The sequence below is a fragment of the Flavobacterium tiangeerense genome, from assembly GCF_007830355.1.
Lineage (GTDB): Bacteria > Bacteroidota > Bacteroidia > Flavobacteriales > Flavobacteriaceae > Flavobacterium > Flavobacterium tiangeerense.
Genome location: NZ_VLKO01000001.1, coordinates 198,027 through 211,594 on the forward strand (window position 1 = coordinate 198,027; position 13,568 = coordinate 211,594).

Consider the following 13,568-nt stretch of genomic DNA (forward strand, 5'->3'; position numbering starts at 1 on the left):
ATTGTGATAAACGAAAATTTAATTTCTGACTGCAAAAAAATGCACCGAGATGCCCAGCGTCAAGTGTATGAGCTTATGGCTCCAAAATTGTACCGCACTTGCAAGCGCTACCTAAAGAAAGAGGAAGAAATAGAAGAGGCATTGGCCGACGCTTTCTATACTATTTTTACCAAACTCGAACAGCTCAAAGAATTTGGCGCTTTTGAAGCTTGGTCCCGAAAAATTACAGTCAATCATTGTTTGGCTACCATCAAGAAAAACACCAATTTCAATTTGCATCTTGATGATATCAAAACTATTGCGCAACCTTTTACTGATGAAATAACGGACCTCGAAGAGGAAGATTTGCTGAATTTGCTCAATCACATTCCTGAAGGTTGCAAGACGATTTTTAATCTTTTCGTTATCGAAGGCTATGGCCACAAAGAAATTGCAGTTATGCTGAACATTTCCGAAGGCACATCCAAATCACAATTGAATGCTTCGAAAACCAAGCTAAAGGAATTAGTAAACAATTTGTATTACCAAAAAGCGAAATAGTCATGGACAATCAAGAAAAAATATTCAACAAAATAAAAAATGCTTCCCAAAAAGCAGAAGAAAAAAACTTTCCTGCAATGGAAAAAGTTTGGATGCGAGTAGAAGAAAAACTAGACAAAAAAGAAGATAAAAAAGCTATTGCCCTTTGGAAAAAATTAACCATTGCCGCTTCACTCCTATTGTTTTTCTCATTGGGATACCAGTTTATTAAAACCGATTCAAAAGTAGTCAAGCCAAGCGGAACGAAAGAAAACAGCGTAGTAATACAAGAAAAAACAGAGCCTAAACAAACCGAGGGACTTTCAAAAACCATAAAACCAGATGCTGAAGTTATTCTAAAAAAACAAATTGAAAAACCTGTAATCGTAGTAAAAACAACAACTCATATCAATAGTAACATCAATCAAATAACTTCTACTAATTCAGAAGACATCGAATTGAGCAAGGACAAAGAAGCGAATATTAACGCCTTTAAAGTCGAAGCAATTGCATTAGAAGAAAATAAGGGAAAAGCCAAAATCACATCTACATACGATGCCACAACAAGAATGATTTCGGGTATAGTTACAGACGAACAGGACTTACCACTTCCTGGGGTAAATGTATATATTAAAGGAATAACAAAAGGTGTCGCAACTAACTTTGAGGGAAAATTTAGCATCAAAGCTGAAAAAGGAGATGAACTTGTTTTTTCATATATAGGATATGAAAACAGTTATGCTACTGTTGGTGAAAATGATAAAATAAATATGAAACTGGTTAATAATTCAATGGCTTTGAATGAAGTTGTAGTTGCTGCTTATGCATCTAAGCCAAAAAAATCAGTTTTGACGAGTTCTGTTGCTATGATTTCTGGTACTGATTTGATGAAACAAAAATCAGCAAATGTTAGTCAAGCCCTTCAAGGTAAAATTGCAGGAGTTCAAATTACAAACAATCCTGAATATTTGAGTCAAGACTCGCCTAAACCTTATCCAACAATCAGAATCCGCGGGAAAGCATCCATTAGACAATCAAACGAACCTTTATACATTATTGATGGAGTTCCTGTGAATCCTGATGAGTTCAAACAATTAAAACCCGAAAATATTAAAACTGTAAACGTCCTAAAGGACTTCGCAGCAACTTCTTTATACGGAAGTAGAGCATCAAATGGTGTCATCTTAGTAACAACAAAAAACGGAACTTATCAAAATCTTTCTAAAAAAGAACTAGAAAAAAGACTCAAAAAACTGAGCAAAAATAAAAAGCAAGAACAAATAGTAGTTCCACCAAAATCTATCGAAGTTTCACAAGAAGACTATGAAAATTTTGTAGAAAATCAATTCGAAAGTCCAAAATCAGCACCACTTTCCACTTTCTCCATTGATGTTGACAATGCTTCTTATACCAACATAAGACGTTTCATCAACAACGGACAAACCGTACCGAAAGATGCCGTGAGAGTCGAAGAAATGATGAACTTTTTCAAATACAAATATCCACAACCACAAGACCAAAATCCGTTTTCGATTAATACGGAATACAGTGATTGTCCTTGGAATCCAAAACACCAATTGCTAAAAATTGGTTTACAAGGCAAAAATATTCCAACGGATAATCTGCCAGCTTCCAACTTGGTTTTCTTGATTGATGTTTCGGGTTCGATGAGTGATCCCAACAAATTGCCATTGCTGAAACAATCGTTGAAAATTTTGGTAAACGAACTCCGAAAAAAAGACAAAGTAGCCATTGTGGTTTATGCTGGAGCAGCAGGAATGGTTTTGCCTCCAACATCAGGAGATGAAAAGCAAACTATCATCGATGCTTTAGAAAAACTCAATGCTGGCGGAAGCACGGCTGGTGGTGCAGGAATAGAATTGGCTTATAAATTGGCAGAAGAAAACTTTATCAAAGGAGGTAATAATCGGGTAATTCTGGCTACTGATGGCGATTTCAATGTGGGAGCTTCATCCAATACTGATATGCAAACCTTGATTGAAGAAAAAAGAAAATCGGGAGTTTTCTTAACTTGTTTGGGTTATGGAATGGGCAATTACAAAGACAGCAAAATGGAAACTTTAGCCGACAAAGGCAATGGAAATTATGCTTATATCGACAATATTCAAGAAGCCAATCGTTTCTTAGGTAAAGAATATAAAGGTTCAATGTTTGCTATCGCCAAAGACGTGAAAATCCAAATCGAATTCAATCCAAAACATGTTCAGGCGTACCGATTAATTGGCTACGAAAACAGAAAATTGCGCCCTGAAGATTTTACAAACGATACCATTGATGCAGGAGAATTAGGTAGCGGCCATACAGTAACGGCTTTGTACGAAGTGATTCCTATTGGTGTGGAAAATGAATTTATCAACAATCAACCTGACTTAAAATACACCAAAACAAGTTCAAATGAAAGTGATTATTCTGATGAATTGGCAACTATAAAATTCCGTTATAAAAAACCTGATGGTGACAAAAGTATCGAAATGGTAAAGGCTATTGAAAACAAATCAATTCCGTTGAAAAATTCGTCTGATGATTTTAAATTTAGTTCCGCTGTAGCTTGGTTTGGGTTGAAATTGAGAGATTCAAAACTAGTATCTAATACATCCTCTGAAGAAATCAAAAAACTGGCAAAAGAAGGATTGTCCAATGACGAAGACGGTTATAAAGCAGAGTTTGTCCGTTTGGTAGAAACTGTGAAATAATTATTTTAACCCGAGTTAAGTTATTCCAATCTGCAAATGTTGTGTATAAAGATACACTGAATAAACTTCTCAATAAACCTCTCACTCAACGTGAGTTATATTGAGAAGTTATTGTCAAAAAAACTAAAAATGATAAAATGAAACTAATTTTTTTAATAATATCTTTTCTTATAATAGTCCAATCTACTTTTTCTCAAACAGATAAAAAAGTAAACAATCCTATTTCAGCAAGTAAAACTCAGATTGTTTCAATAGATCCTGTTTATTTCGTACTAGGAACATTAAGTGATTATATGGGGCGTTTTTATGCTGTAAAAAGAGAAAAGCAAGTTGACAGATACTATCCTTTTGAAAAACCATTAGTAAATTATTTGAGTTTATATATTAAAACTGAATTAAATATTACTATAGAAACAATTTTTCAAAAATCGAATCACTGTGAAATGTATTCCGAGGAAATTTCAAAAAAAATGAATAGTTTTTATGGCGAAAAAGATGAACTCTTAAATAACAAATTTGAAACGAATGAGCAGATTTATTCCTTTTTAGCAGGTGTTTATTACAGATATGGTGAAAAACTGGATTCTTCTATTTATAAAATTCAATTAACTAACTCAACTAAACATCAAAATTGCAACGAATTCCTTAAACAGGTTGGTTGTAAAAACATATTATATGAATATTTGCAGAATATTCCAGCACAATTTATATATTACTTTGAACCAACAGCTGATTTGAAAAAATATTTTGATTCTATTGAGCCTGAAAGAGTAATACTTAAAAAATCATTTTATGATAGTATAGTAAAAATGACGGAGGGTGGTATAACGAAAACAGACTTCGAAATGAGTTTACAAAAATTAAAAGCGGACGGAATTGAAAAATTTAAAAAGGCTTCCAAAAAATAAATATCTTAACTTTGTTTCTGAACAAAAACAAAGCAAAAAATGACTGATTTAAAAAATAAAACGGCACTGGTTACAGGCGCCGGAAAAGGAATAGGGAAAGCAATTGCATTGGCATTAGCCAAAGAAGGCGTAAACGTAATTTTAGTAGCGCGCACTCAAGAAGAAATTGACAGTGTAGCTGCAAAAGTACGCTCGCTACGTGTAAAAGCTTTGGCTGTTACTGCAGATGTTGCTGATATCAACTCTGTAAACGCTGCGGTAGAAAAAGCACTAAGCGAATTTGGCGCTATTGATATTTTGATCAATAACGCTGGTATTGCATCGTTTGGAAAATTCTTAGAATTAGAACCAACCGATTGGGAACGCATTATTCAAGTGAATTTAATGGGACCGTATTACGTAACCAGAGCCGTTGTTCCAAACATGATTGAAAGACAAACTGGAGATATTATCAACATCTCATCAACCGCTGGATTGGCCGGAAATGCATTGACGAGCGCGTATAGTGCCTCTAAATTTGCATTGCTAGGACTAACCGATTCATTGATGCAAGAAATGCGCAAACACAACATTCGTGTTACCGCACTTACGCCAAGCACCGTGGCGACTGACATGGCCAAAGAACTCAAACTTACGGACGGAAATCCGGATAAAGTAATGCAAGCCGAAGATATGGCAGAGCTCGTAATCGCGCAACTCAAATTAAACCGACGCGTGTTTGTAAAAAACAGCAGTCTTTGGTCTACTAATCCGTAAAATTTAAAAGCTTACAGTATAAAAACTAAAAACCATTGAGAATCGCATTTTAATTGCTTTCTCAATGGTTTTTTCTTTATTACAATCTGTGGCTATTCCTTATTTTGTTGCGTAGCTCTATTTTTCTGTTCTTTTAAAATAGTATTCATATGTGCTTTTGTTTCTCTTTCGATATCACTTTCACTGAGTTGTAAACCTTTGGCATCGTCTGCCAAAACATACCAAGGTTTGGTTTTTCCAAACGGATAGGCTCCAAAAACAATGACAGGAGTTCCTTTTACTTTTATATTTTGATCATCTTGAAGTACCCATTCGTCTGCCCAACTGTACAGTTTTTTGGCATCTGCTTCTTGAAGTCTCAAACAAGAATGCGAAGCTGGATAACCCGGCAAAGCATATTGATGAAAACCAACACCCAATTTATTTTCGATGTTAAAATTCCATTTTAAATCCCACTCGTCGTTAAAAGTACTGGTTGTTTTTTCCGCTTTCCAATTGGTAAAAAACAATCCAGTTGGTGTTTTATCTTTTTCCCTTCCCATATTGGTTGGGCCGGTATAAATCAATTCGCCATTTTCATAGGCAGCAAAGGTTTGTGTTGGGTATGAAAAATAGATAATCTTTTCAACATCTTTCAAATACGAAACCTTCAAAGGAAAAGGCAAATAATAAGCAATATCTCCCGTAAAATCATTTGGAACTATAACCGAATCTAATTTTTTAAAATTCTCGGCATCAGTCCTATTGATGGCATAAGCAAGTTGCAATTGAGTACTATTGTTTGTAGCTTTCTCTACCCATTCTTTCGTATTTTCAAAATGATAAGTGACCGTACCAGGTTTTTTTCGTTCTATTTTAGTTGGAACTTTTTCTGTTAGATTTTTGTCTTTAGACTTTTTTGCATTCTCTTGACAAGAAAACAAAACACAGCAAACTAATGCACTAAGGATATAAACTATTGGCTTCATAAGGTTTAATTTTATTTTGTTAAAATTACCTCAATCAGCTATCAAGTCTCTTACACAATTTGTATTAGTTGTTACAGAATTAAACTTGAAAAAACCATTAAGAAATGAAGAAAATTAAGCTAAATACTTAATGAACTCAACCTCTTAATGGTTTAAAAATGTTTTACTTAAATGACTTATATGTTTAAAACCTACACTAACACAGATACAAAATCCATGCGCACACTACCATCCTCATCAATTCGAGTCAAGTTGATATCGTGTAGCGTATTCACTAATTCTGGATTCCAAGGCGTTTTTACTTTTACGTAATTCTCAGTAAATCCGTGAATGTAGCCTTCCTTATTTTCACTTTCAAACAACACTTTGCGTTGCGTTCCCAATTGACTTTCATAAAAAGCACGACGTTTTTTCACAGATAATCCACGTAACATTTTACTACGTTTCGCACGCACATTTGCCGGAACTACGCCACTCATAGCAGCAGCCTCAGTATTATCACGCTCCGAATACGTAAAAACGTGCAAGTACGAAATATCCAAATCATTCAAAAAATGATACGTTTCCAGAAAATGCTCGTCCGTTTCACCCGGAAAACCTACAATGACATCCACACCTATACACGCATGGGGCATTACTTCCCGAATTTTATTCACGCGCTCCGTGTACACCTCGCGTAAGTAACGGCGTTTCATCAACTTCAAAATATCATTACTGCCTGATTGCAACGGAATGTGAAAATGCGGCACAAAAGTTCTACTTTTCGACACAAATTCAATCGTTTCATTTTTCAATAAATTCGGTTCAATAGACGAAATTCGCAAACGCTCTATACCGTCTACTTCATCCAAAGCCTGAACCAATTCCAAAAAAGTATGTTCGTGTTTTTTATTTCCAAATTCCCCTTTACCGTAATCACCAATATTTACGCCAGTAAGTACGATTTCTTTAATGCCTTGTTTCGAAATTTCAGCTGCATTTTTCAATACATTTTCTAACTCGTCACTTCTAGAAATTCCTCTCGCCAGCGGAATCGTGCAATACGTACATTTATAATCGCAACCATCCTGAACTTTCAAGAAAGCACGCGTTCTATCGCCTATAGAATAACTGCCCACATAAAAATCAGCTTCGGCAATCTCGCATGAATGCACCTCGCCCATGTCATTTTTAGACAAATCGTTGATATAATCGGCTAGTTTGAATTTTTCGGTAGCACCAAGAACCAAATCTACTCCATCCACCGCCGCCAATTCTTCGGGTTTTAGTTGCGCATAACAACCCACCGCAGCTACAAAAGCTTTATCATTGAGCTTCATGGCCTTACGCACCACTTGTTTGAATTGTTTATCGGCATTTTCAGTAACTGAACACGTATTAATCACGTACATATCAGCCACTTCTTCAAAATCAACGCGATCAAAACCCTCGTCTTGAAGATTGCGCGCAATAGTTGATGTTTCTGAGAAATTGAGTTTACAGCCTAAAGTATAAAAGGCTACTTTTTTGCGTTTTTCCATAAGTAAGCGCTATCTAATGAAATCGTTGTCAAAAAAATAGCGTGCGCAAATTTACGAACAAATACGAGAAAATGATAACGATTTGAATTTTTATTAAACAGGGCGTGCCCCTTCGTAAACTGCGGGTCGGGCTATGCGCTCTATCTTTATTTTTTTAAAGAAAAAAATAAAGGATGCCGCTGCTATCCCTCACGCGAGCGCGCAAACTGCAAATCAAAACAACTGCAACAAGAAACACTATTGCTTTTGTAATAAATTTATTATTTCTATATTTGATAAATGCAAACTAACTGTGCTATATACTAATCATTTTCAATTGGTTTGAGTTGAAGAAGGTTTAAAATAATTATAGAGTATTTAGCAGATATTTTAAAACAACAACATTATGACATTAAGACAACAAATTGTGCAAGACCATATTGACAAAACAGCTATTAAACTTGATTTGACAGCAGACAATGCTTTTTTAATTTTTGCGCATAGTGTTTTTACTGATATTAGTATACATTCTTTTGATGAAAATGACAATGTTGACGGCGGGCAAGATAAACAAATTGATGCAATAACAATTGAAGATACCTCAGACGAAGCAACAATTTACATAACTCAAATTAAAAATGAAGAAACCTTTTCGTCAAACTGTATTATTCAAATTAGGAATGGTTTACAATGGATATTTGAAAAAAAACAAGCAGACATTGATACACTTACAAATATTAGATTCAAAGACAGAATAAAAGATTACAGAACTCTTCAATCGTCTTTAGGACCTTCAAATATTAACGTAAAAGTTGCTTACATAACAAAAGGTCAAAATATTGACCTTTCAGCAGAAGCAAAGCAAGAAATTAAAACAATTACAGATACTTACGATAATGGAACCTTCGCAAGTTTTACTTTTGAAACTATTGGAGCCGACGAAATAGTCGATGTATTGAATTCACAAGAAAAGAAAAATAAAAAAATTAATTGTGAAGTGAAAATTATATACGACACCAATAATCCTTCACTTATAAAATATCATAGTAAAGGTCTAAAAGGAATAATTTGTTCAGCAACTGCATCTGAAATTGCTCAAATAGTAAATACAGATGTTAACGGCTTTGTTTTCGATTTAAATATTAGAAAATACTTAGGCAAATTAGGAGGTGTAAACAAAGACATTTTGAATACCTGCACAAATAGTAATTTAAGTCCACTTTTTTGGTTTTTAAACAACGGTGTTACTATTATTTGCGATAAAGTTGACCCTGTTACAGATCCAGATGATCCAAAAGTTAAAATTGAAAATATGCAAATTGTAAACGGTTGCCAAACAGCAACAAGTCTTGCAAATGCTTTAAAAGAAGGACATTTACAACCAGATACAAGACTTCTTCTGCGCATATATGAAACAAACGATTTAGACTTAGTTGACAAAATTGTTTTAACTACCAACAATCAAAATAAAATAACAGGTAGAAATCTAAGAGCAAACGACATAACACAACTTGACCTTGAAAAAGGTTTTTCTATGTTTAATTTTTCTCTAGAACGTAAACCAAGACAATATGAAAATACTAGTATTCCAAAAGACAATATAATTCCAAATGAAGATGTAGCAGTTTCATACTTGGCTTTAGTGTTAAAAAAACCATCTGACGCACGAAGTAGAAAATACAAAGTCTGGAATGAATATTACGATAAAATTTTCTCAGGTACCGATATTATTGAGCCGTATTTATTATCTGTGCTTATTCACAGAAAATCATCAGAATATTTATTAGCTAATTATTCTAAAAACGCGGACGATACAATTCGTTATTTATCAAAAAATGCTTCTTTTCATATTTCTAGAATTTCATCTTTTCTATGGCGTGGCGGTGATAATTGGACAAATACAGGAAATTTAAAAGCTGAAATTAATTCTTATGTTTCAAATAAGAATATTCTAGACACACATATTTCCAACGCAATCGTAATTTTAAGCAATATTGTAAAAAGTAATCCTAAATATATTGCAGACTTAAACAATTCATTAAAATCGGCTGACATTGACAATGAAATAAGTAAAAAACTGCACACTAATCACAAACCAAATCTCAGCTAGTCCGAGCATTTGGTAACACTGGGCTAATGCGAGATTCTAGCTCGTGCTCCCACTGTAGTAGAGAGACATCATGTGCTAGAGCCAAAAAAATTACTATGAAATGAAATTTATAGATTTAATTGAATATGCGGTTAAACTCGGTTTTAAAGCTATTCCGGTAGAAGATGAATATTATAAAATAGTTTTTAGAAGTAATAATTCAATGTATATAGAAATCTCTTTTCCCAATGATACTATTAACCAAGACTTAGAAGACCATATAAATATTGACTGGGATTATAGCATCAGAAATGATCAGAAGATAGAAATCCACAAAGAGAGCTTTGAGTATTATAAAGGAAATGCAGCAACGAAAATTGCAGATATGCAAAATGATATTTCAAAATACTTGAATAATTTTGCTCATTCAAAATTTAATATAATCGAGCAGTCTGGATTTTCTATTTTTGGAATACGTTTTCTAAGATATAAACAGTTAGTATTTGAAAAAAAATAGTCTTAAAGATATTGTTTTACTCACACTATCGCTCGTTTGTAACGAGCACCTACTGATTTTAAAGAAGAAAATCCGATAGAGCAGATTTGCAATCCGTGTCCACAACAATAAGACACAAAAAACAAAAACTATTATTTATTTCGTTCAAAAAAATATCAATCACTAAAAACAACAATCATTATGAAACAACGTTCCAAGCATTTTGCAGTAAAGACAATCCTAATTGGTCTATTCATCCAGTTAATTACAATAACAGTTTCCTTTGGGCAAACCAAAACGGAGCAAATTGATAAATTGATGAATTTATATTCAGAATACGAGCAATTTAACGGCTCCATTCTTGTCGCTGATGCTGGAAAAGTTATTTATAAAAAGGGTTTTGGAATGGCAAACATGGAATGGAATATTCCGAATCAGCCAGACACTAAACACCGCTTGGGTTCTGTTACCAAACAGTTTACCGCTGTGCTAATACTTCAATTAGTAGAGCAAGGAAAATTAAAGTTGGATGCGCCTATCTCAACCTATCTTCCTGATTATCCTAAAACATTGGGCGATAAAATCACTATTCACCATTTACTGACGCACACCTCTGGAATTCCTAATTACACTTCGTTTCCAAATTTCATGAAAGATTTAAGCATGAATCCGTATAGTCCAGAAGTTTTTGTGAAAAAATTCGCTGATCTACCGCTAGAGTTTACACCTGGCGAAAAATTTGCCTACAGCAATTCTGGTTATTTTTTATTGGGTTACATTATAGAAAAAGTTTCTGCTAAAACCTATGAACAGTTTTTGCAAGACAATATTCTTACGCCACTCAAAATGAATAATACAGGATACGATCACCACGAAACGATTTTAAAAAACAGAGCTTCTGGCTATGAGAAAAACGGTAAAAACTATAGTAATGCCAGTTATCTTGATTTGTCAATCCCCTACGCTGCCGGCTCTTTGTACTCTACTGTAGACGATTTATTTCTATGGAATCAAGCACTTTACACTGAACAATTACTTTCGACAAAATATAAAGAACTATTATTTAATTCCTATATCCCAGCAGGACCGGGACATTATGGTTACGGATGGTTTGTTAACAAGGATTTCAATGGAGAAAAAAATGACATCATAACAGTTATTGAACATGGTGGTGGAATAAATGGATTTAATACCTTATTCTCTCAAATACCAGCTGACAAAAATCTAGTGGTTTTATTAAATAATACGGGCGGTACCAACTTAAACGAGATGAATAAAGCGATTAGAAATATCCTTTACAATAAACCTTATAGTTTGCCTAAAAAATCGTTAGCGAATGCTTTCACAGAAGTTATTCTGGAAAAAGGAATCGCATCTGGAATCGAGTACTTTAAAGAAAATAAAAATTCAAATACTTTTGCAATCAACGAAAATGAAATGAACAGCGCAGGATATCAATTATTACAAACCGGAAAAGTAAAAGAAGCGATAGAAGTTTTCAAACTAAATGTTGAAGCGTTTCCTAAATCAGGAAATGCATATGACAGTTTAGGAGAAGCCTATTTAAAAAACGGAGATAAAAAACTTGCCCTTGTTAACTATAAAAAATCCATAGAACTAGATCCAAATAATGAAAACGGGAAAAAAGTATTGGAAGAACTTTTAAAGTCCTAAATTATCACACTGGCGCTCGTTTGCAACGAGTGCCTATTTTTCTAATAAGAAAATGGTAGCGTTTGCAACGCGAATAATTAAAAGAGAAATGTAGCCTATGATTTTGTGGACATGCAAAGCAATTAATCACCAGTTTATCGTCAGGTTTTATAAGATTCCTCATTTGTCGGAATGACAAAAAAACAGGCATACTTTTTTAAAAATAAAGAGCAAGAGCAAACAATAATTAGGACTTCGCAATCTATATGTTGCAATTAGTAGTTGCTTGTTATGATTTTGAAAGAAGTGCATTCGCAATTAAAATGGTTCTAATTTTGAATCTAAAATAAAAAGCAATGCTTTCTAAAAAAGAAATACTAAAAAGATCCTAAAATCCGTTATAGTAATAGTGTAATTAAGAAATGTTATAAAATAGTACAATAATCAAATGACACTTTGAGATTGATATTTTATACACTATCTTTCCATTGTAATTTAATTTATTTTAAACTACTCAAAAACAAATGATTAACAACTGGGTAAGCCGAAAACCAACTAGAGTAGGCAACATTTTATAACTACAATGAAAACATTTTTCCCCACAATCTACTTCATTCTTTTAGCAGCTCTAGGCTGTTATGGTCAAAATCCTGCTCCAAAAACCAACACATTCCCATCAGTTACGACATTGAGTAATTGGGCAAATTACAACTCACAACAAAAATTTGATTTAGAAATTAGAACATTAGGTTTTAAATTCGAAATAAAAGAAGCCGAAACTAGCTCTATTGCGTACACCTACATTCGCAAAGTTGTTATTGATGGCGTGAATTACACGGATAGAATAGTGTATCGCATTGCAAATGATAACAGCGCCAGTATTATTTCACTGGTAACAGCATCTACAGATCTAGTTTCATTATACAACCCACAACTAGCTACCTTCAAAAATGTCAAGTGTGATACACCAATGGCAAAAGACAAGAATACTTCATGCAATTGTTATGTAAGTAAAACTCATGCTATCGATATTTGTGACGAGCGCGTGAAACTAACTATGGGAGACGGCAATAAATACTTTATATCAGTAGCTAAACTGTAGAGATATACAAAACAGTAAAACGATATTCAGCGATACATTTAAAATAAGTGTATCGCTTTTTTATTAGTTTACGTTCAAAATAAAACGTTCAATAACTTCGGCAACACCATGATTGTTATTTGATGCTACAATTTCATCCCCGTACATGCGTAACTCAGGTGTAACATTATCTACCCAAACGCCAAGTCCAGCATATTGAATCATTGATAAATCATTTCCAGCATTACCCACAGCAATGATTTCGCTTTGATCAATTGCTAATTTTTTGGCTAAAAAAGCGATACTTGCTGCTTTATCAATTCCGTTAGGCGCTACTTCTAGAAAAAATGGTTTAGACATGGAAACACTTAAATCTGGCATAGCGTTTTTTAAATCTTTTTCTACTTCTTTTAAGTAAGAAGGTTCTTCCAGCAAGATACATTTTACAGCATTAGTGGTAACAGCAGCTTTAAAATCAGGTACTAAATGATGTTCAAGCCCTGTGATACTGCGTTCTACCTCAATAAACTCAGAGTGTGTCTCGCTAATAATGACATCGTTTATATAAGTAATAATGTGGGTATTACTTTTTAAACTGTATTCATGGAGTGTATGAATTTGCTCTTTGGTCAAAGATTTTTCAAAAAGAATTTCACTAGTATTCAAATCAGACACTACTGCTCCATTAAAAGAAATCATGAAATTATTTTTCAACTCATGAGCAAATTGCGTCATGGCAGGCGTAGGTCTACCTGATGCTAAAACTACCTCAACACCTAAATCTTGAGCCCTAGCAATCATTTCTCTATTCTCTATAGAAATGGTATGATCATCCGTCAACAAGGTATCGTCCATGTCTAGGACTAGCATTTTATATTTCATAAT

Annotated in this window: 11 protein-coding genes; 8 read left to right on the forward strand and 3 right to left on the reverse strand. The window is 33.8% G+C overall.

Annotated features, from left to right (window positions below; translation table 11 throughout):
• Positions 1 to 39: 39 nt before the first annotated feature.
• The 4 genes from IQ05_RS00905 to IQ05_RS00920 all read left to right on the forward strand — a co-directional run bounded on the left by IQ05_RS00905 (position 40) and on the right by IQ05_RS00920 (position 4,897).
• Entirely contained in the window at positions 40 to 540 is a 501-nt protein-coding gene (locus IQ05_RS00905; RefSeq protein ID WP_144889040.1) for an RNA polymerase sigma factor, read from the forward strand.
• Positions 541 to 542: 2 nt separating this feature from the next.
• On the forward strand, positions 543 to 3,233 hold the full coding sequence (locus tag IQ05_RS00910; RefSeq protein WP_244289506.1) for a VWA domain-containing protein: 2,691 nt from the start codon (positions 543 to 545) through the stop codon (positions 3,231 to 3,233).
• 137 nt (positions 3,234 to 3,370) lie between these two features.
• Positions 3,371 to 4,141, forward strand: a complete 771-nt coding sequence (locus IQ05_RS00915) for a hypothetical protein (protein ID WP_144889041.1) — start codon at positions 3,371 to 3,373, stop codon at positions 4,139 to 4,141.
• A gap of 39 nt (positions 4,142 to 4,180) precedes the next feature.
• The gene (locus IQ05_RS00920) at positions 4,181 to 4,897 is read left to right on the forward strand and encodes a 3-ketoacyl-ACP reductase (RefSeq protein ID WP_144889042.1); all 717 of its coding nucleotides are present in this window, start codon (positions 4,181 to 4,183) and stop codon (positions 4,895 to 4,897) included.
• Between the two features lie 92 nt (positions 4,898 to 4,989).
• Here the strand turns inward: IQ05_RS00920 and IQ05_RS00925 are convergent, their stop codons facing one another.
• Together IQ05_RS00925 and mtaB are read right to left on the reverse strand one after the other, a co-directional pair.
• The gene (locus tag IQ05_RS00925; RefSeq protein WP_144889043.1) at positions 4,990 to 5,865 is read right to left on the reverse strand and encodes a L,D-transpeptidase; all 876 of its coding nucleotides are present in this window, start codon (positions 5,863 to 5,865) and stop codon (positions 4,990 to 4,992) included.
• A 191-nt stretch (positions 5,866 to 6,056) separates the two neighbouring features.
• Positions 6,057 to 7,385, reverse strand: a complete 1,329-nt coding sequence (gene mtaB, locus IQ05_RS00930) for a tRNA (N(6)-L-threonylcarbamoyladenosine(37)-C(2))-methylthiotransferase MtaB (RefSeq protein WP_144889044.1) — start codon at positions 7,383 to 7,385, stop codon at positions 6,057 to 6,059.
• A 385-nt stretch (positions 7,386 to 7,770) separates the two neighbouring features.
• On the opposite strand from mtaB, the gene IQ05_RS00935 reads away from it, so the two are divergent.
• The 4 genes from IQ05_RS00935 (at position 7,771) to IQ05_RS00950 (ending at position 12,704) form a co-directional block, all read left to right on the forward strand.
• Positions 7,771 to 9,474, forward strand: a complete 1,704-nt coding sequence (locus IQ05_RS00935) for an AIPR family protein (RefSeq protein WP_144889045.1) — start codon at positions 7,771 to 7,773, stop codon at positions 9,472 to 9,474.
• A 100-nt stretch (positions 9,475 to 9,574) separates the two neighbouring features.
• Positions 9,575 to 9,970 carry a hypothetical protein gene (locus tag IQ05_RS00940; protein ID WP_144889046.1) on the forward strand — a complete coding sequence of 132 codons (396 nt, stop codon included), beginning with the start codon at positions 9,575 to 9,577 and terminating at the stop codon, positions 9,968 to 9,970.
• 180 nt (positions 9,971 to 10,150) lie between these two features.
• Entirely contained in the window at positions 10,151 to 11,623 is a 1,473-nt protein-coding gene (locus IQ05_RS00945; RefSeq protein ID WP_144889047.1) for a serine hydrolase, read from the forward strand.
• A gap of 562 nt (positions 11,624 to 12,185) precedes the next feature.
• Positions 12,186 to 12,704: a hypothetical protein gene (locus IQ05_RS00950; protein WP_244289507.1), complete on the forward strand. Its 519-nt coding sequence runs from the start codon at positions 12,186 to 12,188 to the stop codon at positions 12,702 to 12,704.
• 63 nt (positions 12,705 to 12,767) lie between these two features.
• Here IQ05_RS00950 and IQ05_RS00955 read toward each other — a convergent pair whose 3' ends face one another.
• Entirely contained in the window at positions 12,768 to 13,565 is a 798-nt protein-coding gene (locus IQ05_RS00955) for a Cof-type HAD-IIB family hydrolase (RefSeq protein WP_144889048.1), read from the reverse strand.
• Positions 13,566 to 13,568: the final 3 nt, after the last annotated feature.